This is a genomic window from Flavobacterium cyclinae, assembly GCF_021172145.1.
GTDB lineage: Bacteria > Bacteroidota > Bacteroidia > Flavobacteriales > Flavobacteriaceae > Flavobacterium > Flavobacterium cyclinae.
This window is the reverse complement of record NZ_CP089095.1, coordinates 2,138,618-2,164,785: the sequence shown is the minus strand read 5'-3', so window position 1 is coordinate 2,164,785 and position 26,168 is coordinate 2,138,618. Positions and strand designations below refer to the sequence as shown.

Below are 26,168 nucleotides of genomic sequence, written 5' to 3'. Positions count from 1 at the left end.
AATAATAAAAAATTCCTACAAATTATCAAACTCAATTTTTGTTTACAACAACATATAGACTAAAAAATCCTGAGCCTAAACTCAGGATAGAATACTTTAATACCTAATAATTAGATAGTATTAAATACAAAAAGGCTTGGAAATTATATTATCCAAGCCTTCAACGCTATGAAACAAACTATAAAAAAATTAATAGAAAGTTTTTCGTTGAACAATTGTACCACTTGATAATTTGATTTTTACGATCAATGGTACTTGTTCTTGTATGATAGGTAGTAAGAATTCTTTAGAATTAATATCGCTATTGTTGTATATAGTTCTTCCAAGAAGATCAAAAACGGTTATAGACTCCATTTCTTCTAAATTAGAAACTACTTTTAATTTATTTGAATTAATAATTAAAACTGAATTTTCTATACTATAATCAGGATTGCTAAGTGTTTCATTATTAAATACTAAGCTAAATCTTGAATTGTTTTCTCCTGGTAAGGTAGTAAAAGTATATGGCGCTGTTTTGATATTATGTATGATATTTAATTCTGAATCAAATAAGTACACTTCTTGATTAACAAACAATCCATCAACCGCATAAATAGCAATTGTGAAGTTTCCAGCTTGTGCAGCGTTATAACCTAATGCTATAGAATCGGTATCATTAAAAGGGAGCCCTTTTGCCTGTATACTCATTTTATCTGTATTGATTAATGAATAAATGCTTGTATTAGTGTTGGTTACGCTTGTAGACGAATCGAATAATCGGTCTTTGTTATCAGTAGCAGTTTCAATATATCCCACCATAGTTCTAGAATAAGCCGAAGTAGTTCCTACAATGTCTATCCAAATTCTATTCTTTTCTAAACTTTGTGTTGAAGCGTTATTTCTGTAAAATTGAGAATTGTTATAAGAATTTCCATCAACATCAGTTCGCATTGTGTTTTTAAATTTAATAGTACTAGATGCAGCAATTGGGGAAGCATTATCATCATTATTATATTTTACAAAAAAGGCTTGTCCTGCAGGAATATATCCGTTATACGTATCAGGGCCATTTTGAGAACCAGATAAATTATAAATGATATAATCGCTTGGGTTATAATTGTAAGAGTAGTTTCCGTAAAAAGGATTTCCATTCGTACTAGAAATAGGGGAGTTGTGTGTCCAAATTCCGATAGATCCTTCAATATTTGAATTGTCTAAATCTGTTAAGAATTCATCAGCACTAATTGCTGAAGGATAAGGATTTCCAACAAGGTTCCAATTGTCATTATATCCTGCTAGATTTCTTCGGTAAACTGTTACGTCAATTTCACCGTTATAAGGAACCCCTGTAAATGTTTTACTGCTTGTACCTCTCATGATTATACCTTTTCCAGCCGTCATTGATTGACCAACAGCTGAAGTCCAATTTCCTGATGTTCCACCAGCATTATTCCACATATAGTTATAGCCGTTTGGAACTGTTTGTCCACCTACAGGAGATGACCAATACACATAGTCTGTATTAGAAACCGATTGAGGTGAAGTTCTTTTGTAGGTTATATTTCCTGAGTTAGTTACATCATTAATTTGTATTAATGAACTGTTATTTTCAAAAGTTATGCTTCCACCGTTTACTTCAATTTCATTTGAGATTTTTAAAGTATGATTTGAATTTATTACAACATTTCCAGAATTAACAGTACAGCTACATCCTTCTAGATTTTCAGTAGAACTAAAGTCACCATTAAAAATTAACTCTTTATTTGCAGCAGGAGCGCTAGACCAAGCGGTTCCATCATGTACAGCAGATGCAACAGTAAATGTAATGGTATCTGTTTTTTCGCAACTTCCAACTATTGAAGAAGCAGTATAGGTTCTAGTTTCACTTGGTTTTGCATATAATGTTGTTGCATGTTCACCAGTATATGCAACGGTACAAGCAGCATCAGTATAAAGATCTGAAATTGGCGACCAAGTTATTTGTGATGAATCATAAGTTATGGTAATGGCACAATTAATTAAAGTTCCTGTGTCGTCCGAAATATCATCATACACTCTTAGTTTCCAATCTCCGTTAGGTATTGAAAATAAATCAGAAAATAATTGTGTATTAATAGCAGGTGTTGGAGAACTAGCATTTGTATTAGAGGCAAGTTCGGCTTGAAAAGTACCTGTAAAAGGAGCACTATTTCCTACTATTGAAGAAACAGAAGTGTTTGAAGTAATTTTTGTGTTTGTAAAATTGTCTCCAGCACCTCCTTCTTTAGCAACTAAATTTACAATTTTGCCATTTGGAGCTTCAAGATTAATTATTACATCTGAATCCCAAGTGTGAGTAATGTTAAATGTTACATCAATATTAGTTATTGTTGCATTTTCAGGTATAGTATTTACAGATAATACTTGAGAAACTCCAGTACTCATGTTGTAATCTGGTATAGCTAAATTCACATTTCCTGAAGATACAGTTGTAGATAAACCCGATACATTACCTCCGCTAGCAACTAATGTTTGAACACTGTTTTTACACACGGTTTCACTACTATTACTAATAGTTACATCTGAAGGAGAAGGTGTTATAGTAATAGTTATATTTTGACTTGTTACCATTCCAGCACCATTATCACCTGTAACAGTATAGGTTGTTGTGCTTGTAGGATTAGCTGTTACTGTAGCACCATTCGTACTACTTAATCCAGTACTTGGTGACCATGTATAAGTGTATGCTTCAGTACTAGAAGCAGTTAAGTCTACCGAATTTCCAACACAAAATGTAGTTGCTGATGCAGGGGTAATAGTGATAGGTTGTGGCTCTAAAATTACACTAAATGTATAATCTTCGTATTCACCATTACTTGAAGGTCCGCAAGAAGTAATTATTCCTGACCAGCTATTAGCAACACGCATTCTATAGTTTCCAATTGCTGTGCCATTAGGAATAGTAATTGAACCAGTATAATTTGATGTAAAAGTTGTAGTAGCAAAAATCGTTTCGTTTGCATCATTAAAGTCCAAATCATTATTCCAATCAATCCAACAGTAGAAATAATTAGTTCCAGAACTTGGTGTTAATGTGATAGAAGTAGTTGCTCCAATATAATTTGAACAACTTATTGTTGAAGAGTAATTTGTATAACCACCAGATCCCGCTCCAGAAGCATTAGAAATATTTGTAAGACCACCGGTAGTAACAACATTGTTTAAATAATAATTAGTAGCACCAGATGGTAAGCAATACCCCGTATAAAAACTTCCACCACTTACCCAAGATGAAACCTCACCACCACCACAATTAGAGCGTACCCAAAAATAATAAGTGGTATTAGCAGTTAAACTAGTTAATTCTTCAGAAGTAACACCAACAGTTGTTGTACCTGTAGGAGTTGTACCTGCAGTTGGAGCTGTAGATGTTGAAGATATATAATAATCATACCCATTTGCTGGATCAGGGGAAGCTGCTGTCCAAGAAATAGTAGCTGATGTTGAGGTAGATACAGTTGAAGTTAAAGCTGAAGGAATAATACAAGTTGGAGCTGCACTCAATTCCCATTCTAAAGTAAATGTTCCTTCATTAGTCGAATAACCATCTTGTATCCAATATACGGTTTGAGTGGAACCTGTAGTATTGTTGAAATAATAATGAGTTAAATCATCGTAGTCTAAGCATCCTAAAGAAGTTCCATTTGTAAGCTGTGTAGGAAAGTTTGCTACATATCCTGTATTGATTTCTGTAGTTCCTGGACAAGTTCCTCCATAGGCAATTCTGTGTTTAGAATCATAGCCGTTAACAGATTGTCCAATGAAAAGTTGAAAACCATCTGGAACATCAATTTTAAAAATTCTATCACCTCCAGTACCAGTTAAACAAGAGTTTGTGAAACTATTAGAGAAACCAACAGTAGTACCGCTGTAAGGACTAGTTAATGATGCTAAATCTTGAACTAATCCACAAGTATTACCTTCTAAAGTGTTAAAACTTCCACCACTTACCCAAGATGAAACTTCACCTCCACCACAATTAGAGCGTACCCAAAAGTAATAAATAGTGTTAGCCGTTAAACTAGTTAATTCTTCAGTAGTAACACCAGCTGCTGTTGTACCTGTAGGAGTTGTTCCTGCTGTTGGAGCTGTAGAAGTTGAAGATATATAATAATCATAACCATTTGCTGGCGCTGGTGAAGCTGCTGTCCATGAAATGGTAGCAGCTGTTGTGGTTGCCACAGTTGAAGTTAAAGCCGTTGGAGCCATACATGAGGCGCAGGTTCCTGAGTATATTGCAGTTAAGGCAAAACCAGCGCCTTGTACACTAGAATCCGATGTAAATTGAATTGTAATAGGTGTACCTGCTGGACTTGTATATGGAGTTATTGTTCCTCCACTTGAATTTGAATAAGTTGCTAATAATGTTCCGCTTATACCAACACCACTATAGATTTTTAGATAATCATAACCTCCTTCAATGTAAGTAAAAGATCCAGTTAATGTAATTACCCCAGTTCCAGAATTATCTAGAACAGAATATCCATTACTGCTTGATGCATAATCTCCTGAAGAACCACCATTGTCATAAATATAAGTACTAGTTCCACAATTTACAGTAGTAGAACCTGATGATGGAATGTTAACCGACCCACATGTTGATCCGGTAAAGGAAACAGAATTAGAAGAATTAGTTAAACCCGATGAGGTACAAGTTGTAGTTATTCGATAAAAAGTTGTTCCATTTACAGAAGTTATATTAGCTGAATTATTTGTTGCACCAGATATATTGGTCCATGGTCCTGAAGCGGACGAAGCACTTTCCCATTGATAACTTATTCCTGATCCAGAAGATAATCCAGTTGCACTTAATGTTATTGATGAACCACTACAACCAGCTTCAGCACTAACAGTTGCAGTTCCTGAGTTTGGTGTTCCTGAGCAACCTGGTTGAGAGATACTACATCCATTATTTGTTATATTATATGTTCCTGTAGGACAAGTTACTGAAGTATAAATATTGTTCCATGTTCCTGAATCATTTCTTTGAATTCTGTAAGAATTTTCATAACAATAGGATCCTGAAGTATATGATATAGATATAATTTGACCATTGTAAGCTGTAAACGTACCATTATTTGTCCAACTTGTACCAGTTGATGAAGATAAATTTGATAAAACTGTTATTCCATCCACTTTTACTGTTGAAATATTTCCTCCATTCCAGCCATCTCCATAGGAATCTTTAAGTTGAATTCTAAAATTGCATTGTCCCCATACGTTTCCAATTCCTAAAACAAAAAACGATAAAGTAAAAATTAGAATTTTGAAAATGGAACTAGTATTAAAAAACACTGCATTTTCGCTTTTTTTTAAGATTCTTTTTTCTTCAATATTAAAAGTAGTATTGAAGGTTTTAAAGCATAACATCCCCATATAAAATGAATTAAAATAATTTATTTACTATGTAGGGGAAGAATTATACTAACGATTAAAAAGGTTAGTATAAGTAATAAGTTGGACTGTAAAAAGAATAACTGTATCTTGTTTAAGAATAACTGATTACAATTGTAAATGTATCCTTTTTTAATATTGAGTAATAAAGTTTTCGATAAAATGTAGTTTTTTAACGTTATAATGTTTTTAATGGCATTTTATTAGAAGATTTTTATAGAAAAATATAATTTATTCATGCTGATTTAATAAAATTAATAATTAAAGTAGCTGCAACATATAAATGCAAAAAAAATACCTCCCATGGGAGGTATTTTAAAAATTATAAATTTTTTTAATGTTCTTTAATTTTATCTAAAGTGGTATCCAAAACACGTTGGATTTTTTCTAAAGCTTCAAAAAATGCTTTTTCTGGGCTATCGGCTGTAGCGGTAACCGCTATAGGTTGTTTTTTTTCTACTCGGGCTTCAATGACACATTTTTTGTCATTTGGAGTGGATTTATTTCCATTTTCGTCAGAAACGTGAACTTCAACACGGGTTACGATTTCATCAAATCTTGCTAATTCATTTTTTATTTCGTTACTAAAGAATTCTGCAAAACGGCTTCCGCCCTCAATATTTTTGTCGGTGTGAATTTGAACTAACATAATGATAAGGATTAAATTAATAATACTTAAAGTTACGAATATTCTATTAAAATACCAATATTTAAAAGTTAAAAAAGCTATAAATTAATCTTGAGTATATTCCAAAATATCTCCAGGCTGACAATCTAATACTTTGCAAATTGCTTCAAGCGTACTAAAGCGTATGGCTTTTGCTTTTCCAGTTTTTAAAATCGATAAGTTAGCTAACGTAATATCTACCTTTTCCGAAAGTTCGTTGAGCGACATTTTTCTTTTTGCCATCATCACATCTAAGTTTACTATTATTGCCATACGTTATACTGTTAATTCGTTTTCCTCCTGAAATTCGATACCGCGTTTGAAAATTTGAGCAATCACTAAAAGCGTAATTCCCATAAACAACCAAACATCGCCTCCCGCAATTTTTAAATGCTGAATCGATGGAATAGAAACGCCTTGTTGCACCATTTTCTCAGAAAAATTAGTTCCCCAAATCGCAAAAAGTGCAATTCCCAACGTTAAATACGCCACGCTAAAAATAAATCGATTGACATCTTTATTAAAAGGTTGGGCCAAATTGAGTTTCTTATCATGAATTATTTTGATAATCAAATAGAACAGAATTGCTTTTAAAACCGCCACTATACTCATTATAGAAGTTAACGTCACAAAATGACTTTGGTTAAATTGATACAAGGAGGACAAATCGATATGGTTCCAAAAATACGATGAACCTATCGGATTAATGAACAAAGTAAAAAAGGTGTTTACAAGAAATCCACCGGCATCAATACCAAGTCCAATAAAGATAATCCAAGCCAATACATACAATACATTTAGCATTTGTTGTGCACTAATTTTTATTTCCATAAGAGTAAATATTAAGAATTAATGATGCAAATATCAATAAAAATTTATTGAAAAACAATAAAAATGTATTATTTTTTGATAAATTGTTTGTGTTAAATTAAAATAGAAGTTCATTTTTTTACAAAAAAATAGTTTAACATACTTTTGAGAATTTGTATTTATATTTTTTGTTTACATAAAAGCATTTTTTTTAAGTAGGTATATTTTATTTAAACTAACTATCTTTGAAAAGTAATTCCATATCAAAATGAACGAAAACAGTATAGTTTACAACGAATTTTTCAATCATGTTAATGAAAGTATCACCAACAGAACTTTCGCAAAACTCACTTTAGCTAAAACCATCGGAAAACCTGAGTTGCAAAATATATACGTGAGAACCGTAGCGCAAGATGGCGTTTTGAAGCTTTCCGTGACCTTTAAAATTTACAATGATGGTTTACAAGAAGTAGAAAAAATCATCAAAATGGAGGAAATGGAAGCAGAATTAACGCCTTATATCGCTAATCCGTTTATGTCGGTTTTATTGTTTACTACGGATGCTGATATCACCATGAAAATTAACAAAAAAAGAAATGCAAGTATTATCGAACAACCACCAACGTTTAAAAATGCGGATGCGAATTTGGTGGAGTTTTTAGGGAAGTAAATTTATTCTATGAATTACATTAAAATTTTATTTTTGTTTTTATTCCTAGTTGCTTGTTCAGAGAAAGAGGTTTCAGATGATGAATATTTGAAATTTTCTGAAAATTTAATTAGTAAAATAAAGTCAAACAAAAATCAAAAGTATGATAATTTTATTAACGTTATCGATGTTTTAAAACGAATCGATCATATTTCTGATTCATTAAAATTAGATAATAAAGTTGATAGAAAAATTTTTAATTCTAAGTACAGATACGAAAGAAAATGCTCAGAATATTTCCAAAATTTGTCAAAAAAATTAAAGGGAAAAATTAAAATCACAAATAGTTTCAAATCAAAAAAAGGAATTCATTTTATCATATGTTCAGAGTTAACTAATTTAGTTGAGGTTACAGAATTGATATTAATTGATAAAGATGGTCAAATTAAAATAGATAATTTTCTCTCTTATTCTACAGGTTTAGATATGAAAGAAAACTACATATCTTACGCCATTTTAAAAACAAATGATCCAAGTTTTAATTTTTCAAATAGAAAGTTAGAAAAGTGTTTAAATCTCTCTAAACAAGGTTACAATAAGGAAGCATATGAGTTATATAAAACTATACCATCAAAACATGCAACTACTTCAAATTTTTTAATAGTCAAATATCAAATTTTTAGAAATTTATTTGATGATTTAAGTTCAGATGAAATTGTTGAAAACTATGAAGAATTAATTGGTTTTAATTATGAAAATAAAGGTTTCAGATATTCAAAGGGTTGGGAATATTATAAAATTTTTGGACAAGACAGTCTTGCAAATAAATATCGAGACTCAATAAATATTTTGATTAAAGATGAATATTTTATTAAAAAGATTGAATCATTTAAAAAGAATTAATCATTCCCCATCCGGAAAAATCTTCCCAGGATTCAGCACATTATTAGGGTCAAAAATGGCTTTTATGCGTTCCATTAGTTCCAAATGTACTTTTGAAAACGCAATATCCATGTAGTTTTTTTGTACTAAACCAATACCGTGTTCGCCAGAAAGTGTTCCTTTTAAACCAACCGTCAATTCAAAAATTTCACGAATCCCTTTAGGAACTTCAGTTTTCCAATTATCATCGGTCATGTTGCCTTTGATGATGTTTACGTGTAAATTACCATCACCAGCATGGCCATAACACACCGATTGAAAACCATATTTCGCTCCAATTTCTTTGATTCCTTTTAATAATTTAGGCAATTCATATCTTGGAACAACCGTATCTTCTTCTTTATAAATAGAATTTGCTTTCACCGCTTCAGCCACAGAGCGACGCATTTTCCATAACGTATTTTTTTGTTCGTCAGTATCGGCAAACAGTACTTCATCGATTTCAAATTGCTCTACGACTGCCAAAATTTGTTCAGCTTCTTGCATTAAAATTTCAGGATAATTGCCATCCACTTCAATCAATAAATGTGCTTGAACATTGTCTTTGACTTCCACATTCAAACCATCAACAAATTTTATAGTCCAATCAATAGCATCGCGTTCCATGAACTCTAACGCACTTGGCACAATTCCGGCTCTAAATATTGCCGAAACCGCTTCACACGCTTGTTCAGCTTTATAAAACGGAACTAAAAGCAATACGTTATGTTTATTTTGAGGCAATAATTTCAATACAATTTTTGTCACGATTCCCAAAGTTCCTTCGCTACCCACCATCAATTGGGTAAGGTTGTAACCAGTAGAATTTTTCAAGGTATTAGCGCCTGTCCAAATGATATCGCCTGTTGGTAAAACGACTTCTAAATTTAGCACATAATCTTTTGTTACGCCATATTTCAAAGCCCTTGCACCACCAGAGTTCTCAGCAATGTTTCCGCCAATAAAACAACTTCCCATACTACTTGGATCTACGGGATAAAACAAGCCTTTTTCTGCCACAGCCTCTCGTAAAACTTGCGTAATTACACCAGGTTCGGTAGTAACTTGTAGGCTTTTCTCATCAATTTCAATGATTTTATTAAAGCGTTCCATTGAAATCGCAATGCCACCATAAATCGATAAAGCACCACCACTCAAACCCGTTCGCGCACCAATCGGAGTTGTCGGAATTTTATAAGTGTTGGAAACTTTTAAAATTTGCGCCACTTCTTCCGTATTAGCAGGCTTCACCACAACATGAGGAGGAAAGCTCAAATCTTCCGTTTCATCATGACCATAGGTTTTACGAGTAGCCTCATCAGTAAAAATATAAGCCGAACCAACAATATTTTCAAGCGCAAGTAATATTTCAGGATTCATAGTGTAAAATTGAAGTGTAAAGATAATTAATTTTATGTTTTTTGGAATACAGATTTTAACCGCAAAGGGGCAAAGTTTTCGCAAGGTTCGCAAATTATGACATAGCGTAACTTCGTGCAAAACTTTGAGCAACTTTGTGATACTAACTCAAAATCCAATACCAAAAAGCTACTGTAAGCAACGAAAACGGAATTCCAATCCCAATCATCATACTGCTTAATTTCGGTTTTAATCCATAGTTAGAAGCTAAAATAGCTCCCGTAATCATTGGTGCCATTGCGGATTCCATGATAGAAACATCAATTTCTAGTCCTTTTCCGTTTAACACAATTTTGTAAAGTAAGAAGAAAAAAGCGGGCATTAAAATCAATTTGAAAAGCAATCCTAAAACTAAAAACGACCAATGTTTGCTTCTCGTATCAATTTTTAATTGCAATCCAACGGCTACCAAAGCAACTGGAGTTACTGTGTTTCCAATTCTTAAAAACGAGTTTTGTAATGCTTCTGGAAATTCTAAAGAAAACAGTGTGCAACAAAGTGCAATCGTAAAAGCAATAAAAGGGGGAAATTTTACAATTTTCAATACGATTTCTGAAGTGCTTAAATTGCCTCGAGAGAAACTAGCTGCGACTAAAATTCCTAAAGTGGTTACTACTACGAATGAACCCGGTTGGTCAACTATGATGGCGGTTTTCAATCCTTCCGACCCATATAAAGCTTCGATAATAGGAAATCCTACAAAGGAAGTATTGCTCAATCCACCAGTTAAAATCAAACAGCCGATTAACTTTTTCGACCATTTGAAATACGTTCCTAAAGCGCAGAAAAACACAAACGATAATCCGAAACCTAACCATGCAACGCCAATTGGATAAAGCAATGCCAAAGAAATCGTAATTTTCGGAATATAATACAACGCCAAAGCGGGAAGCGAAACGTAAATCACGTATTGATTCAAACTTTGATACGCGTTTTTAGGAAATTGCGGTACTTTTTGAAGCGCAACACCCAAAATCAAACATAAAAATAAAAGTAAGATATTTTCCATTTGAAGAAATCAAGAATACAAAGGTAATTAAACCCTGAGATTTCGATGTTTTATATTCCTACATTTTTTGTATTTTTACACAAAGCAAAATTCCTTTTGAAAACACCAAATAAAAAATCGGCACTTTCAGAAATTCACGGCGTGGAGCAACCCGAAACGTTGAGTAGTGTTGTAGCAAGTCAAATTCAACAATTCCGAAGAAAACAACCTTCGGCAGAAGAATTAATTGCTGGAATTTTAAAAAGTGATAAAACCGCTTTGAGTCGCGCTATAACTTTGGTTGAAAGTATGAATCCTGAACATTTAGCTAAAGCTAATGAAGTGATAAAAGGTTGTTTGCCATATGCTAATAACTCCGTTCGTATTGGAATTACTGGTGTTCCGGGGGTTGGAAAAAGTACATTTATCGAAGCTTTTGGAAAATATTTAACTTCCCTCGGAAAGAAAGTCGCAGTTTTAGCGGTTGACCCAAGTTCGTCTATCAGTCACGGAAGTATTTTGGGCGATAAAACCCGAATGGAAGAATTGGTAAAAGATGAAAACGCTTATATCCGACCAAGTGCTTCAGGTGATACGTTGGGAGGCGTTGCCAGAAAAACGCGTGAAACTATTATTCTTTGTGAAGCTTGTGGGTTTGATACGATAATTATTGAAACCGTTGGAGTAGGGCAAAGCGAAACTGCTGTTCACAGTATGGTGGATTTCTTTTTGTTGTTGAAAATTTCGGGTGCAGGAGATGAATTACAAGGTATCAAACGCGGTATCATGGAAATGGCAGACACTATCGTAATCAATAAAGCCGATGGCGATAATGTTGCAAAAGCCAAATTAGCCAAGACCGAATTCAATAGAGCATTACATTTATTTCCAGCCAAATCTTCGGGTTGGATTCCGAAAGTGACGACTTGTAGTGCTTATGAGAAAACAGGAATTGATGCGATTTGGGAAATTATTTCGGAGTATTTTGAATTGGTAAAATCGAATCATTATTTCGAAGAAAAACGCCAAAGTCAAAACCAATTTTGGATGATGGAAACGATAAACGAACAATTGAAATCACACTTTTACAATCATCCGAATATCATTCAACTATTAGAAGAAAACAAAAAAGCCGTGCAAAACAATGAAATTTCACCTTTTGCAGCGGCTATGTATTTGTTGGAACAATATTTTAATAAATAGTAATTAGTGAAAAGTAATTAGTAATTAGCTGCTAAACACTTTTTACTCCCGATAGCTATCGGGACTGAACACTATTCTTGCTCGTAACGTTCCATTTCTCTATCGTAGAATTCTCCAGCAATGGTAATTAAATGTTCCATTTCGGATTCCAATTCCTTTTCGTCTTCTTCTTCGATATCTTCTAAAAATTCTACTTCGTCATCTTTTAAATTGATTACGAATCTTGGATATTCTAAATGGATTACAAAAATATCTTCTGGAAAATCGGTATTATCTCCGATTACAAATTTTGGTAAGTTCATATTTTTTATTTTTAATTGAGACTAGTAAATGACTTGTCTGTACGTTATTAATTTTTAATCAATTTTTTCGTTAAGTAATTAAAGCGAATATACAAAAATATCGCGGCTGCTGTTAATCCGGCTAAAAGTCCAATCCACACACCAACAGCTTTTAATTCGGTTTCTAATCCTAAATAAATAGAAATAGGAAATCCAATTACCCAATACGCTACAAACGTAATATACATTGGAATTTTCGCATCTTGTAAGCCACGAAGTGCTCCTAAAACCACCACTTGCAAGCCATCGGAAATTTGAAAAACAGCCGCTACTAAAAGTAAGTTAGCTGAAATTGCGATTACTTCTAAGTTTTCGGTTAGGTTTTTAATATCGTTGATATCTACGAAAATATAAGGTAAACTAGTGTGTAATAGTACAAATAACAAGGCGAAAACTACTTCAATAAGTATCGTTAATAAAAAAATGGAAATTGCTACTCTTCGAAGTGTAACAAAATCGTTCAATCCTTTTTGATTTCCAATACGAATCATGGCAGTTACGCTTAATCCCATGGCAAACATGAAGGTCATTGATGCCAAACTCAATGCAATTTGATTGGCAGCTTGACTGGTAGTTCCAATCATTCCGCACAACCAAATAGCTCCAGTAAATAATGCTACTTCAAAGAACATTTGCATAGCAGAAGGCATTCCAATTTTGATGATTTTTTGGTTGACTTCCTTCTTAATTTCTTTCAAACTAAATCCTTTAAAATACGGATGGAATTTCGGTTTTAAATTCATCATGTAGTGCATAAAACCTAACATCACAAAACGAGAAGCGATAGTTCCAATAGCTGCACCAACAATACCTAATTCAGGAAAAATCCAAATTCCGTAGATTAAAAAATAGTTTAATGTAACGTTGGTAATATTTCCAATAATGGTTGCCCACATTGAATATTTTGTTTCGCTCAATCCATCAGCAAATTGTTTGTACGCTTGATACATAATTAGCGGAATTAACGAAAAACCAACGATATCAAGATAGGGTTTTGCCATTTCTACCACATCTTCGGGTTGGCCCATAAAAGCGATTAACGGTTTGGCAAAAAAGATTAAAGAAAATAGTGCCACACCTAAGATTGTACACAAATACAATCCATGATGAAAAGCCGAACGACCACCAGCGACATCATTTTTTCCATCAGATTCTGCTACTAAAGGCGTAATGGCTGTTGAAAATCCAATTCCTAATGACATAGCAATGAAGACAAAACTGTTTCCTAATGAAACCGCCGCTAATTCTGTTGGACCTAATTTTCCGACCATGATGTTATCCACAATTCCCACAATGGTATGACCTAACATTCCTAAAATAATAGGGTAGGCGAGTTTTAAGTTTTGTGAAAATTCTTTAGAGTAGTCGGAAAAGTTCATTCTGAAAAATTAGTTGGCAAAGTTAGTTATTTTACTAGGATTACAATAAAAAAACCTGTCGAGATTTAATATCAAGACAGGCTTACTTTTTTTATATAAAAATTACTTTTTAATGTTTGGATTTTGTGAATCACTTTCAATAAGACCGTCTCGTAAACGAATGATTCTGTGTGCATATGCGGCAATGTCTTCTTCGTGTGTTACTAAGATTACAGTGTTTCCGTTGGCGTGAATTTCGTTGAATAAATTCATGATTTCCACCGAAGTTTTACTGTCTAAGTTTCCGGTTGGCTCATCGGCTAAAATGATTGATGGTTTGTTGACCAAAGCTCTAGCTACCGCCACACGCTGACGTTGACCACCCGATAACTGATTTGGTTTGTGATCCATACGGTCTTGAAGTCCTACTTGTGTCAATACTTCGGTAGCTCTTTCAACTCGTTCCGATTTAGAATGACCTGCATAAACCATTGGTAAAGCCACATTATCTAAAGCGGTTGTTCTTGGCATTAAGTTAAACGTTTGAAAAACGAATCCAATTTCTTTATTACGAATTCCTGCCAATTCATCGTCTTGCATTTCACTTACGTGTTTTCCGTTCAAAATGTAAGTTCCAGAAGTTGGAGTGTCCAAACAACCTAAAATATTCATCAAAGTGGATTTTCCAGAACCTGAAGGTCCCATTAAAGCTACATATTCACCTTTATTGATTTCTAAATCGATGCCTTTTAATACATATACGATTTCGTTTCCTAAAGGGAAATCTCTTTTGATATTGGTTATTTTGATTAACGGATTTGCCATAATGAAATTAGAATTTAACCTCTCGACTTCGCTCGAGATGACAGAATTGTTGATATACTACTTTTATAAGTAGAAAAAGAAAGGAATTTGTTACAACTAAAAACGAATTCTTTCAAACAAGTGAGAACTAATTGTTTTGTTTGGATTGATAATGAAATGTTCTTTTTGTTGTTCGGCTCTGAAAAAGACAATTCCCCATTGAAACGTATCAATTGTAACCGAAACCTTTGGATGATTTTTTATGATTTTCCAAGCTTCTTCCATGTCAGCCGACCAATGAATGTCATCGAAAATCCATACAGAATCGTTCGAAATAGTTGGAAGTAACGCTTCAAAATAAGCTAAAGTAGCTTTTTTGGAATGGTTGCCATCGAAATAGATTAGGTGATGGGTGATGGGTGATGGGTGATGGGTTTTGAAATAACTTGAAAATTCTGTAGTCACAAAATTTACATTTGGTTTTGGATAGCTAAAATCTCTACCAAATGCTCCTTCAAATTGTTTTTCAAAATTCTTTTTTGCTACATCTTGTGTGTTTTTACACCCTTCTATCGTAGTTATAAAAGCTTCAGGGTTTCCTAAAGCTAAAGAATTTGTTGCCAATCCTAACGAAGTTCCAATTTCTAAAATGCTTTTTGGTTGAAAATAGCGAACAATTCTAAAAAGTAATTCCGCATTTTTTGACGTAATTCCGGCGGTTTGTGCGATTTTTGAAATTTCTCTAACATTCGATTTAAAAACTCGTGAACCTGCACCAAAATCGGTTACTTCAATCGTGTTTTTATTTGCTAAAAGCGATTTTCGGTACGATTTTAATACTTCGTATTCTGGATATTTTATGTTGTCATAAAAGCATTTTGTAACCAAATCAAACACAAATGGCGAATGCACTCCATGTTCATTTTTGGAGTGGAAAAGGAATTTTATATAGGATTTAATTATAGTCACAGTTTTCAGTCACAGTTTTCAGTCACAGTTTTCAGTCACAGTTTTCTCTGCTTACTGCGACTGCGACTGAATACTAATTATTACTCCATTTTACTCGATAATTCAAACCAGCGTTCTTCTTTTTCTTCTAAAGACTGAATGATTTTTTGCAATTCGTTGGCTTTAGCTTCAATCTTATCGTCCGAAACTTTTCCGTCGGCGAATTCTTGTTCGATAGCTTTCTTTTGAATTTCTAAATCTTTTATTTCTCTTTCAATTTTATTGAATTCTTTCTGTTCATTGAAACTCAAACCAGTTGAAGCGGTTTGTTTTTCTTTCCAATTGACTTTCTCTTTTGGGCTGTCGTCTTTTTCAGGTTCAATAGAATCTTCATATGCTCTGAAATCCGAATAGTTTCCTGGAAAATCTTCAATCTCACCTTCGCCTCTAAAAACAAATAAGTGGTCCACAATCTTATCCATGAAATATCTATCGTGACTTACCACTAACAAACAGCCTGGATAATCTAAGAGGAAACTTTCTAAAACGTTTAAAGTTACAATATCTAAGTCATTCGTTGGCTCATCCAGAATCAAGAAATTTGGATTCTGAATTAAAACCGTACATAAATACAAACGTTTTAATTCGCCACCACTTAATTTTTCTACGAAATCGTATTGTTTTTTGGCATCAAATAAAAAGCGTTCCAATAATTGCGAAGCCGAAATAATTTTCCCTTTCGTCAACGGAATATATTCGCCATATTCTTTGATGATGTCGATTACTTTTTGACCTGGTTTTGGGTTGATTCCACTTTGTGTATAATACCCAATTTTAATTGTATCACCTATAATTACTTTACCCGAATCAGGCTGCATGGTTTGCGTTAAAATATTCAAGAAAGTAGATTTTCCTGTTCCATTTTTACCAATGATTCCAATACGTTCTTCACGTTGAAAAGAATAAGAAAAATCATTTAAAATAGTTCTGTCAGGGAATTTTTTATTCACTTTAACCATTTCGATAATTTTGCTTCCCATGCGCTCCATGTTGATTTCGAGCTCTACAACATTTTCTTTTCTGCGACTTTCAGCAACTGCTTTGATTTTGTAAAAATCATCTTGACGCGATTTTGATTTGGTAGTTCTTGCTTTTGGTTGACGGCGCATCCAAGCCAATTCCTTTACGAATAAGTTTTGCGCTTTGTCAATTGTTGCATTTTCAGAAGCCAAACGTTCTTCTTTTTTGGTTAAATAATAGGAATAATTCCCTTTGTATTGGTAGATTTTTCCGTTATCTAATTCGATGATTTCGTTACAAACACGTTCTAAAAAGAAACGGTCGTGTGTTACCATAAACAACGTTATATTTTCTTTAGCAAAATAATCTTCTAACCATTCAATCATCTCTAAATCCAAGTGATTGGTTGGCTCGTCTAAAATCAATAAATCGGGTTTACTAATCAAAATAATCGCTAACGATAAACGCTTTTTTTGTCCACCTGACATGTTTTTGACTTTCATTTTCAGGTCTTCCAACTTCAGTTTGTACAAAATTTGCTTGAATTGCGTTTCAAAATCCCAAGCATTGTGTCGGTCCATATCATCAAAAGCTCTTTGATACGCTTCTTCATCATTCGGATTTTCTAAAGCTTTTTCGTAGCGTTCAATTACCTTCAGAATTTCATTATCCGAAGCAAAAATATTTTCCTCAATGGTTAGTTCGTCTTGCAAATTATTGTTTTGCGACAAAAACGCCATGTTGATTTCTTTTCGAATCACCACTTGACCAGTATCAGGTTCATCCAAACCATTAATCATGTTCATAATGGTGGTTTTTCCTGAACCGTTTTTAGCGATAAAAGCTATTTTTTGATCTTTGTTAATTCCAAACGAAACGTTGTCAAACAACACACGTTCGCCATAAGATTTAGAGATATTTTCGACTGATAAATAATTCATTCTTTTAATTTAGAATTCTGAAGTTAGAATTTAGAAGTGCAAAAATAGTTTATTGTATCTAAAGATTATAGATTATTTCCTAACTTTGTGAAAATGCATTTTATGACTTCCAAAAAGAAAAATAAAATAGAAGAACCAACAGAAGCTTATGAAGTAACTCCTAAAAGTGAAGTTATTGCTAGTAATGATGCTTGGGAGCAATTGCCAGAACATGTAAAAAAAGCGATTGAGCTGGGTATTGAACAAGCAGACAAAGGTCTTGTTTTTACGCATGAAGAAGTTATGTCTAATTTGAAAAAGAAATATCCTTTTTTGAATGGAATATAAGATTGTTTGGGTTCCTTTAGCTGTTGAAACTTACATGGAAGAAATTGATTTTATTTATTTAAAATGGAATCAAAAAGAAGTTGATGATTTTGTCATGTTAGTTGATGAAAATTTAAAAAGGTTATCGATTAATCCTTTAATTGGTCAAATTCATAAAAATGTTTACAAAATTGTTATATCCAAACAAACATCCTTATTTTATAGAATTATTGAGAAAGATAAAAAAGTCGAATTAGTGTATTTTTGGAACAACAAAAAAGATTCTCAATAAATTTATGCAACTATCCGTAATCATTCTCAACTATAATGTGCGCTATTTTTTAGAGCAATGCGTTCTTAGTGTTCAAAAAGCTTTGGAAGGCATTGATGGAGAAATTATCGTTATAGATAATGCATCTTCAGATGATAGTTGCAAGATGATGAAAACCAAATTTCCTCACATCAAACTCATTGAAAACAAAGATAATTTAGGTTTTCCAAAAGGAAATAACATCGGAGTTGCCCAAGCCAAAGGCGAATACATTTGTGTCTTAAATCCCGATACTGTAGTTACAGAAGATACTTTTTCTAAAATACTGAATACTAAAAACTGGACACTGAACACTGGAATAATCGGTTGTAAACTAATCGACGGTGCTGGTAATTTTCTTCCCGAAAGTAAACGTGGCGTTCCAACACCTTGGGTGGCTTTTACGAAGATTTTCGGATTGTATAAAATTTCGAATTATTTCGGAAAATATTATGCCCAACATTTATCGGAAAACGAAACAGGGAAAGTTGATATTTTGGTGGGTGCTTTTATGGTAATGAAGCGCGAATTGTATCTTGAAGTCGGTGGTTTTGATGAAAATTGCTTCATGTATTCTGATGATATCGATTTGAGTTATTTGGTTTTGAAAACGGGAAAATCGAATTATTATTTTCATGAAACTTCGGTGATTCATTATAAAGGCGAAAGTACTGTTCGCGATGGAACCTATATGAAACGTTTCCGTGAAGCAATGCAATTTTTCTATAAAAAACACTTCAAAAAATCATGGGTTTTTGATGTCATGATGCAAGTGGGAAGTTTTGTTTTTAGTCTTTTGAAGAAGAATCAACAAAAGAATGAAGTTCGAACTATTGATGAATATATAGTTTTTTCCAGAGAAAATTTAGAGTTAAATCTTCCTCAAAAAACAACTTATTTGTCTGATTTTAATCAATTTGTAAATCTACCTCAAAAAAACATAGAAATAATATTTGATACGACTACTTTTAGTTTTGCTGAAATTATTACTTTTATGCAGTTAAATATGAGTAAAAATCTAAGTTTTAAGAATTATATTTCGAGTTCGAATTACTTAATTGGAAGTAATAATTCGAACGATAGAGGACAAATAATTTTGTTGTAAAAAATTATTGATTTCTTTAAAAATCGAACGAAAAATTAGTATTTTTGCAAACCAAATACAAAAACACAACTTTAGTTTAAAGATATGGCAAAGTTTGAATTGAAATTACCTAAAATGGGTGAAAGTGTTGCAGAAGCAACAGTTACTAACTGGTTAAAAAAAGTTGGTGATAAAATTGAAATGGACGAAGCAGTACTTGAAATTGCTACTGATAAAGTAGATAGTGAAGTGCCTTCAGAAGTTGCAGGAACACTTGTTGAAATTTTATTTAATACCGATGATGTAGTTCAAGTGGGACAAACAATCGCTATTATCGAAACCGAAGGTGGTGCCGTTGCAGCAACTCCAGAAGTTAAAGTAGAAGCGCCAGTTGCTGTTGCTGAAGTTGCAAAAGCAGTAGAAGTTGCAAAGGAAACTGTAGCGCCAGCTGATTTTTCTCCCGACTATTCGGGATCAGATAAATTCTTTTCACCTTTAGTTAAAAACATTGCGAAAGAAGAAGGAATTTCATTAGCAGAATTAGAATCAATTGCTGGTTCTGGTAAAGATGGTCGCGTAAACAAAGAAGATTTATTAAATTATATTAAAAATAGAGGAAGTCAAACTAGTGTTCAGTCTTCAGTAGCAAGTGCTCAGCCTGTATTGGAAACAAAACCAACTTCAAACGTGAAACCTGAAACTTCAACAGTTCCAGTTTCTGTTAACGGTGGTGATGAGATTGTGGAAATGGACAGAATGCGTAAACTGATTTCGAAATACATGGTAGAATCGGTTCAAACTTCGGCACACGTGCAGTCGTTTATTGAAGTTGATGTTACTAACATTGTAAAATGGAGAGATAAAGTTAAAAACGCTTTCGAAAAGAGAGAAGGTGAGAAGTTAACTTTTACACCAATTTTCATGGAAGCGGTTGCTAAAGCGTTGAAAGATTTCCCAGGAATGAATATTTCAGTTGATGGAGAATACATTATTAAACGTAAAAATATTAACTTAGGAATGGCAGCAGCTTTACCAAACGGAAACTTAATTGTTCCAGTAATTAAAAATGCAGACCAGTTGAACTTAGTTGGAATGGCAAAAGCAGTTAATGACTTAGGAAACCGTGCAAAAGCAGGAAAATTAAAACCAGACGATACACAAGGCGGAACTTATACGGTTACTAATGTAGGAACTTTTGGTTCTGTTTTTGGAACACCAATTATCAACCAACCGCAAGTAGGTATTTTAGCTTTAGGAGCTATTAGAAAAGTACCAGCAGTTATTGAAACTCCAGAAGGTGATTTCATTGGAATTCGTCAAAAAATGTTCTTATCGCACTCTTATGACCACAGAGTAGTTGATGGAGCATTAGGAGGAAGTTTCGTAAAACGCGTTGCGGATTATTTAGAAGCTTGGGATATCAATAGAGATATTTAATATCAAATAAATTATAAATCAACCCGATACTGAAAAGTGTCGGGTTTTTTGTTATTTTTGATTTATTAATTCCATTTTATGAAAATTTTGTATCCATTAATCTGTGCCGTATTCTTAACTATTTCATGTAAAGAAGCAATTAAAAATGAAAGGAAATTTATTGCAGAACAAAGCTTTGAGGAAATTCAATTTGTAGAACCAAAGGTTAATACTAGCTTGGTTGTAAACAGCAAAGAAGATTTGTTAGGTTATTGGGTTGGCAATTTTAATGCTAATTTATCAGATTCTGAGCTTGATTCTATTTACGAAAATGAGAGTAGTTCTGTTAATTATTTATACAGAAAAATTACTTTTTCTATTGATGAAATTAAAGGAGATTCTATAATTGGTCATTCTATTTCGGTAGGAAATATTAGTCCTTTTAAAGGTTTACTAGTTGAAAATACTTCAAATTTTGAAATGAAAGTTGATGAATATAAAAAAGAAAAAACAGATGGTAATTTTGTAATTCGAATTAACAAATCCGATTCTATCATGAAAGGTGATTGGGTAGCTTATTATCCAGAAGAAGTAAAAATTACATCTCGAATTTTTAACCTTAAGAAAAAGATTTTTGTTTACAATAAGGAACAAAAAATTGAAATGACATTTTTTAACACGGATAAGTCTAAAGAATTTGTTTACACAACAGATACTGTAGATGGTAAGATTGAAGAATATATTGACACTGAGTATTTTTCTACAACAGAAAAGGTATTCGAGAAGAATGCTTCCATTGATGAATTGACTTCTGATTTCGTTTCCAATTTAACCAAAGCTGATATTTTTATTCTAAGAAATTCCATTTTTGCTCGTCATGGATTTGCTTTTCGCGATAAGCAATTGCGAATGTATTTTGAACAATTTGATTGGTATATGCCTGTTTTTGGTGATGTAAAAGAGGATTTAACAGAAGTCGAAATTAAAAATATCGATTTGTTACTGCGATATGAGCAAAATGCTGAAGAATACTATGATACTTTTGGAAGGTAATGTGGCGTAAGTATTCTAAATATTTATTGTGGTTGGTTTATGTTTACTTTTCGTATTTACTTTTGTTAATAACGCTTCAATATATTCCGTATCACACAGATGTTGCTTTTTTGCGAATCAAACAAGAGGTAATCGTTTTTGATCACTATAAAATTGCTTTTTTTACGCATGTGTATACGAGTATCTTTTTGATGATTTTTGGCGCTATTCAGTTTTCAAATTACATTCAAAAGAAATATGTAAAGTTGCATCGAATTTCGGGTAGATTTTATGTTGGTATTCTTTTGTTGCTTTCTGGGCCAAGTGGTTTGGTTATGTCGTATTATGCAAACGGAGGGGTGTTAGCCCAAGTTTCGTTCTTATTATTGTCAACTTTTTGGATGTTATTTACGTTTATGTCTTTTTATTTCGTTCTTAAAAGACAACTAATTAAGCATCAAAAATTTGCTATTAGAAGTTTTGCTTTGACACTTTCTGCAATTTCTTTACGATTATTTAAGTATTTATTAGTGTTGTTTTTTGAACCATATCCAATGGATGCCTATAGAATAGCAGCTTGGTCGGGTTGGACGTTTAATTTATTGCTAGCGGAAATTATTATTTATTATAAGTTTTCAAGAATTAGTAAATAAAAAAATCTTCATTTATCTTTGTAAGATATATAAACGCTATGGAATTAAAATTAACACGCCCTATTTGCTTTTTCGATCTTGAAACTACAGGAATTGATGTAGCAAGAGACCGAATTGTAGAAATTTCAATATTTAAAGTATATCCAAACGGGAATAAAGAAAGTAAAACTTGGTTGGTAAATCCTACCATTCCAATTCCGCCTCAAACTACGGCTGTACACGGAATTACCAATGAAAAAGTAGCAAATGAACCCACATTCAAAGAATTGGCTTCTCAAATTCATAACATGATAAAAGATTCGGATTTAGCTGGATTTAATTCAGATAGATTTGATATTCCTTTATTAGCAGAAGAATTGCTTAGAGCTGAAGTTGATTTTGATATGAAAAATAGAGTTTCTGTTGATGTGCAAACGATTTTTCATAAAATGGAAGAACGCACCTTAAGTGCAGCTTACAAATTTTATTGTGGACAAAGTTTAGAAAATGCTCACAGTGCTGAGGCTGATACAATGGCTACATATGAAATTCTAAAAGCGCAATTGGATCGCTATGAAAATTTAGAAAATGATATGAAATCATTAGCAGAATTTACTACTCGAAAAAAATCTGTAGATTTCGCTGGTTTCATCGCTTTAAATAATGAAGGAAAAGAAATTTTTACCTTTGGAAAGCACAAAGGCGCATTAGTGGAAGAAGTATTTGATAAAGAACCGGGTTATTTTGGCTGGATTCAAAATGCAGATTTTCCTTTATACACAAAAAAAGTATTAACGGGAATTAAATTAAGGAAGTTAAACACTAAATAAAGGGTATAGGTTAATGGTAATGTGTAATTGGTTTTACTCATCACCAATCACCTATTATCCATCATTCAAAAAAATGAAAATAATTTGTATTGGGCGTAATTACGCTGATCATATTTCGGAACTTAATAATGAAAGACCAACTGAACCGGTTATTTTTTTAAAGCCAGATTCGTCGATTTTACCTAATAAAAATCCGTTTGTAATTCCAGCTTTTAGTAATGATATTCATCATGAAGTAGAGATTTTGGTTAAGATTTGTAAAGTAGGAAAACATATCGATGCTAAGTTCGCTCATAAATATTATGAAGAAATTGGTTTGGGTATTGATTTTACCGCGCGTGATGTTCAAAGTAAGTTGAAAGAAAAAGGTTTACCTTGGGAAAAAGCAAAAGCATTTGACCATTCAGCGGTAATTGGGAACTTTACATCGAAAAAAAATTATTCTTCGTTAGAAAATATTAACTTTGAGTTAAAATCAAATGGTGTCACAGTTCAGGAAGGTAATACTAATTTAATGTTGTGGAAAATTGATGAGTTAATTTCGTATGTTTCACAATATTTTACATTAAAAATTGGAGATATTATTTTTACAGGTACCCCAAAAGGTGTTGCAAAAGTTACTGAAGGTGATGTTTTAGAAGGTTTTATAGAAGGAAAGTCGATGTTTAAAGTACAAATAAGATAGTAATGGCGTTACAATATAATTTATCTAAAGTTTATGAAATTTCAGAAAATGATATTGATTTTGCATTACAAATTGTAACGTTGTTTTTGGAAGAAGTTCCTGCTGAGATAAAATCGATCAAAAATGGAATTGAAGAAAAAGATTATACAGTTACGTATGCATCTTGTCATAAAATTAAACCTACTTTAGATTTGCTTGGAATGGATATGGCTTACGAAGAAAATATTCAAATCATGAATTGGGCAAAAGCGGAAGGGAAACGTAAAGAAATTAAAGAGGTTTTTAAATCATTAAAAGAAAGAATTGATTTGGCAGTTAAAGAAATTAAAAAAGATTTCAAGTTGTAATATCAATACTTTTTCTCCAACCTATTAAATAATATAAATGAAAGCTGCTATAGTTACCATTGGCGACGAAATTCTTATTGGCCAAATTGTAGATACAAACTCTTCATATATTGCAAAAGCTTTAGATAAAATCGGAATAGCAACACATGAAATGTTGTCTATTTCAGATGACAAACAACATATTTTAAATACATTAGAGTCACTTCAAAATAAAGTAGAAGTAGTTGTAGTAACAGGTGGATTAGGTCCAACAAAAGATGATATTACAAAAAAGACTTTCTGCGAGTATTTTGATGATGAATTAATTGAAAATGATGCTGTTTTGGCGCACGTAAAATCTATTATCGAAGGGATTTATAAGCGTCCAATTACTCAAATAAATAGAGATCAAGCATTGGTTCCTACTAAAGCAAAAGTATTGTTCAATCAAGTAGGAACAGCTCCAGGTATGTGGTTGGAAAAAGAAAATACTATTTTTGTTTCATTACCGGGGGTTCCTTATGAAATGAAATATTTAGTTGATAATGAGTTGATTCCAAATTTGGTTCAAAAATTTAAACGACCTTATATTTTACATCAAACCATCATGACTTATGGAAGAGGAGAAAGTATGTTGGCGGAACAGATAGAAGAATGGGAAAATAATTTACCAAATTTTATAAAATTAGCTTACTTGCCTAGTCCTGGAAAAGTTCGTTTGAGATTAACAGCTCGAGGAGAAAATGAAGATGTGCTAAAAACTGAAATGGAACGTCAAGTTAAAATGTTGGATGTTTTAATTCATGATGTTATTGTTGGATATAATGAAGATGAACCAATTGAAGTGGTGTTGGGTAGATTGTTAACCGAACAAGGATTAACAATAGCTACAGCCGAAAGTTGTACGGGCGGTAAAATAGCTTCTACTTTAGCAGCGGTCTCAGGAGCTTCAAATTATTTTAAGGGAAGTATAGTAAGTTATGCTACTCAAACAAAAATTGATGTTTTAGGAATAGATGAAACTATCATAAACTCTAACGGAGTTGTTAGTGCGGAAGTGGCAAAAGCAATGGCTATTTCGGCGCAAAAAAGGTTGAATTCTGATTATGCGATAGCTACAACAGGTAATGCTGGGCCAACAAAAGGAGATGAAGTAGCAGAATTAGGAACTGTTTTTATCGGAATTGCTACACCACGTGAGGTTTTTGTAGAAGAATTTAACTTTGGTCAACCAAGAGAAAAAGTGATTGATAGAGCAGTAAGTAAAGGGTTAGAGCTTATTTATAAAGAAATTTTAAAAAAATAATAAAAGATAGTTGTGTATATGAAATGGATTTTGTTTCTTTGCACCCTGATTTTAGATAACGAAATAAAGATTAGAAATAATGTCAAGAGTTTGTGAACTTACAGGTAAAAGAGCGATGGTAGGAAACAATGTTTCTCACGCTATGAATAAAACAAAGAGAAAATTCTCTGTTAACTTAGTTAAGAAACGTTTTTATATTCCTGAAGAAGATAGATGGGTAACGTTGAGAATCTCAACTGCTGCTTTAAAAACGATTAATAAAAATGGAATTGCTGCTGTATTGAAAAATGCAAAAGCTAACGGATTTGTTAAATCTGTTTAATCCTTAAAATATATAGAGCAAAATGGCAAAGAAAGGTAATAGAATCCAAGTTATTTTAGAATGTACAGAGCACAAAACTTCAGGAGTTCCTGGAACATCTCGTTACATCACTACAAAAAATAAAAAAAATACTCCAGATAGATTAGAGATTAAAAAATTTAATCCAATCTTAAAAAGAGTAACTGTTCACAAAGAAATTAAGTAATTAGAAGTTTTTTAAACTTTAAATAATATTATAAGTCATGGCAAAGAAAACCGTAGCAACTTTACAAACAGCTTCTAAAAGATTAACTAAAGCAATTAAAATGGTTAAGTCTCCTAAAACAGGTGCTTATACTTTTGTTGAAGCAGTTATGACTCCTGAAGAAGTTGATGAATTTTTGAAAAAGAAATAATTCATTTTACATTATATAGATGAGCTACTTTCGTTTGAAAGTA

The 26,168-nt window shown here is 32.6% G+C and carries 27 protein-coding genes; 16 read left to right on the top strand and 11 right to left on the bottom strand.

The genetic code is table 11. From position 1 onward, the window contains the following. Positions 1-189: 189 nt before the first annotated feature. The 4 genes from LOS86_RS10160 to LOS86_RS10145 form a co-directional block, all read right to left on the bottom strand. Complete coding sequence (locus LOS86_RS10160) at positions 190-5,394, bottom strand: RemA C-terminal-like gliding motility protein (RefSeq protein WP_231841994.1); 5,205 nt, start codon at positions 5,392-5,394, stop codon at positions 190-192. Between the two features lie 352 nt (positions 5,395-5,746). Continuing rightward, positions 5,747-6,061: an HPF/RaiA family ribosome-associated protein gene (locus tag LOS86_RS10155; protein WP_231841993.1), complete on the bottom strand. Its 315-nt coding sequence runs from the start codon at positions 6,059-6,061 to the stop codon at positions 5,747-5,749. An 84-nt stretch (positions 6,062-6,145) separates the two neighbouring features. Next, on the bottom strand, positions 6,146-6,352 hold the full coding sequence (locus LOS86_RS10150; RefSeq protein ID WP_231841992.1) for a helix-turn-helix domain-containing protein: 207 nt from the start codon (positions 6,350-6,352) through the stop codon (positions 6,146-6,148). A 3-nt stretch (positions 6,353-6,355) separates the two neighbouring features. Next, positions 6,356-6,910 (bottom strand): DUF2975 domain-containing protein, encoded by a 555-nt coding sequence (locus tag LOS86_RS10145; RefSeq protein ID WP_231841991.1) that lies wholly within the window; start codon positions 6,908-6,910, stop codon positions 6,356-6,358. Between the two features lie 247 nt (positions 6,911-7,157). Here LOS86_RS10145 and LOS86_RS10140 point away from each other — a divergent pair, with 247 nt between their 5' ends. Together LOS86_RS10140 and LOS86_RS10135 are read left to right on the top strand one after the other, a co-directional pair. Then, entirely contained in the window at positions 7,158-7,559 is a 402-nt protein-coding gene (locus LOS86_RS10140; protein ID WP_231841990.1) for a hypothetical protein, read from the top strand. Between the two features lie 87 nt (positions 7,560-7,646). After that, entirely contained in the window at positions 7,647-8,441 is a 795-nt protein-coding gene (locus LOS86_RS10135) for a hypothetical protein (protein WP_231841989.1), read from the top strand. Here the strand turns inward: LOS86_RS10135 and LOS86_RS10130 are convergent, their stop codons facing one another. Together LOS86_RS10130 and LOS86_RS10125 are read right to left on the bottom strand one after the other, a co-directional pair. Further along, entirely contained in the window at positions 8,442-9,839 is a 1,398-nt protein-coding gene (locus LOS86_RS10130) for an FAD-binding oxidoreductase (RefSeq protein WP_231841988.1), read from the bottom strand. A 142-nt stretch (positions 9,840-9,981) separates the two neighbouring features. Then, a complete protein-coding gene (locus tag LOS86_RS10125; RefSeq protein ID WP_231841987.1) occupies positions 9,982-10,887 on the bottom strand; it encodes an AEC family transporter in 906 nt (301 codons plus the stop codon). A gap of 45 nt (positions 10,888-10,932) precedes the next feature. Here LOS86_RS10125 and meaB point away from each other — a divergent pair, with 45 nt between their 5' ends. Further along, positions 10,933-12,069 carry a methylmalonyl Co-A mutase-associated GTPase MeaB gene (meaB, locus tag LOS86_RS10120; RefSeq protein WP_231841986.1) on the top strand — a complete coding sequence of 379 codons (1,137 nt, stop codon included), beginning with the start codon at positions 10,933-10,935 and terminating at the stop codon, positions 12,067-12,069. A gap of 71 nt (positions 12,070-12,140) precedes the next feature. Here the strand turns inward: meaB and LOS86_RS10115 are convergent, their stop codons facing one another. The 5 genes from LOS86_RS10115 to LOS86_RS10095 form a co-directional block, all read right to left on the bottom strand. Further along, positions 12,141-12,371 carry a DUF8828 family protein gene (locus LOS86_RS10115; protein ID WP_231841985.1) on the bottom strand — a complete coding sequence of 77 codons (231 nt, stop codon included), beginning with the start codon at positions 12,369-12,371 and terminating at the stop codon, positions 12,141-12,143. A 47-nt stretch (positions 12,372-12,418) separates the two neighbouring features. Then, positions 12,419-13,789 carry an MATE family efflux transporter gene (locus LOS86_RS10110; protein WP_231841984.1) on the bottom strand — a complete coding sequence of 457 codons (1,371 nt, stop codon included), beginning with the start codon at positions 13,787-13,789 and terminating at the stop codon, positions 12,419-12,421. A 102-nt stretch (positions 13,790-13,891) separates the two neighbouring features. Beyond that, positions 13,892-14,593 carry an ABC transporter ATP-binding protein gene (locus tag LOS86_RS10105; RefSeq protein WP_026724595.1) on the bottom strand — a complete coding sequence of 234 codons (702 nt, stop codon included), beginning with the start codon at positions 14,591-14,593 and terminating at the stop codon, positions 13,892-13,894. 96 nt (positions 14,594-14,689) lie between these two features. After that, positions 14,690-15,484, bottom strand: coding sequence for an O-methyltransferase (locus LOS86_RS10100; RefSeq protein ID WP_231841983.1), 795 nt, complete (start codon positions 15,482-15,484; stop codon positions 14,690-14,692). A gap of 137 nt (positions 15,485-15,621) precedes the next feature. Beyond that, the gene (locus LOS86_RS10095; RefSeq protein ID WP_231841982.1) at positions 15,622-17,481 is read right to left on the bottom strand and encodes an ABC-F family ATP-binding cassette domain-containing protein; all 1,860 of its coding nucleotides are present in this window, start codon (positions 17,479-17,481) and stop codon (positions 15,622-15,624) included. A gap of 102 nt (positions 17,482-17,583) precedes the next feature. Between LOS86_RS10095 and LOS86_RS10090 the strand changes: the two genes are divergently transcribed. The 13 genes from LOS86_RS10090 (at position 17,584) to LOS86_RS10030 (ending at position 26,125) form a co-directional block, all read left to right on the top strand. Next, a complete protein-coding gene (locus tag LOS86_RS10090) occupies positions 17,584-17,808 on the top strand; it encodes a hypothetical protein (RefSeq protein ID WP_231841981.1) in 225 nt (74 codons plus the stop codon). Continuing rightward, the gene (locus LOS86_RS10085) at positions 17,798-18,079 is read left to right on the top strand and encodes a type II toxin-antitoxin system RelE/ParE family toxin (protein WP_231841980.1); all 282 of its coding nucleotides are present in this window, start codon (positions 17,798-17,800) and stop codon (positions 18,077-18,079) included. Before LOS86_RS10090 ends, LOS86_RS10085 begins: the two co-directional genes overlap by 11 nt. Before the next feature lie 4 nt (positions 18,080-18,083). Beyond that, positions 18,084-19,202: a glycosyltransferase family 2 protein gene (locus LOS86_RS10080; protein ID WP_231841979.1), complete on the top strand. Its 1,119-nt coding sequence runs from the start codon at positions 18,084-18,086 to the stop codon at positions 19,200-19,202. Between the two features lie 84 nt (positions 19,203-19,286). Beyond that, a complete protein-coding gene (locus LOS86_RS10075; RefSeq protein ID WP_231841978.1) occupies positions 19,287-20,618 on the top strand; it encodes a dihydrolipoamide acetyltransferase family protein in 1,332 nt (443 codons plus the stop codon). 78 nt (positions 20,619-20,696) lie between these two features. Further along, positions 20,697-21,650 carry a YARHG domain-containing protein gene (locus LOS86_RS10070; protein WP_231841977.1) on the top strand — a complete coding sequence of 318 codons (954 nt, stop codon included), beginning with the start codon at positions 20,697-20,699 and terminating at the stop codon, positions 21,648-21,650. Beyond that, positions 21,650-22,282, top strand: coding sequence for a DUF2306 domain-containing protein (locus tag LOS86_RS10065; RefSeq protein ID WP_231841976.1), 633 nt, complete (start codon positions 21,650-21,652; stop codon positions 22,280-22,282). Before LOS86_RS10070 ends, LOS86_RS10065 begins: the two co-directional genes overlap by 1 nt. A 38-nt stretch (positions 22,283-22,320) precedes the next feature. Then, positions 22,321-23,091 carry a 3'-5' exonuclease gene (locus LOS86_RS10060; RefSeq protein WP_231841975.1) on the top strand — a complete coding sequence of 257 codons (771 nt, stop codon included), beginning with the start codon at positions 22,321-22,323 and terminating at the stop codon, positions 23,089-23,091. A gap of 73 nt (positions 23,092-23,164) precedes the next feature. Further along, positions 23,165-23,776, top strand: a complete 612-nt coding sequence (locus LOS86_RS10055) for a fumarylacetoacetate hydrolase family protein (RefSeq protein WP_231841974.1) — start codon at positions 23,165-23,167, stop codon at positions 23,774-23,776. Between the two features lie 2 nt (positions 23,777-23,778). Next, positions 23,779-24,123, top strand: a complete 345-nt coding sequence (locus LOS86_RS10050; RefSeq protein WP_231841973.1) for an Hpt domain-containing protein — start codon at positions 23,779-23,781, stop codon at positions 24,121-24,123. Between the two features lie 37 nt (positions 24,124-24,160). Further along, on the top strand, positions 24,161-25,408 hold the full coding sequence (locus tag LOS86_RS10045; protein ID WP_231841972.1) for a CinA family nicotinamide mononucleotide deamidase-related protein: 1,248 nt from the start codon (positions 24,161-24,163) through the stop codon (positions 25,406-25,408). Positions 25,409-25,487: 79 nt separating this feature from the next. Further along, entirely contained in the window at positions 25,488-25,730 is a 243-nt protein-coding gene (rpmB, locus tag LOS86_RS10040; protein ID WP_231841971.1) for a 50S ribosomal protein L28, read from the top strand. A gap of 22 nt (positions 25,731-25,752) precedes the next feature. Next, positions 25,753-25,935, top strand: a complete 183-nt coding sequence (gene rpmG, locus LOS86_RS10035) for a 50S ribosomal protein L33 (RefSeq protein ID WP_008253902.1) — start codon at positions 25,753-25,755, stop codon at positions 25,933-25,935. Between the two features lie 37 nt (positions 25,936-25,972). Continuing rightward, entirely contained in the window at positions 25,973-26,125 is a 153-nt protein-coding gene (locus LOS86_RS10030) for a DUF4295 domain-containing protein (protein ID WP_231841970.1), read from the top strand. Positions 26,126-26,168 lie beyond the last annotated feature (43 nt).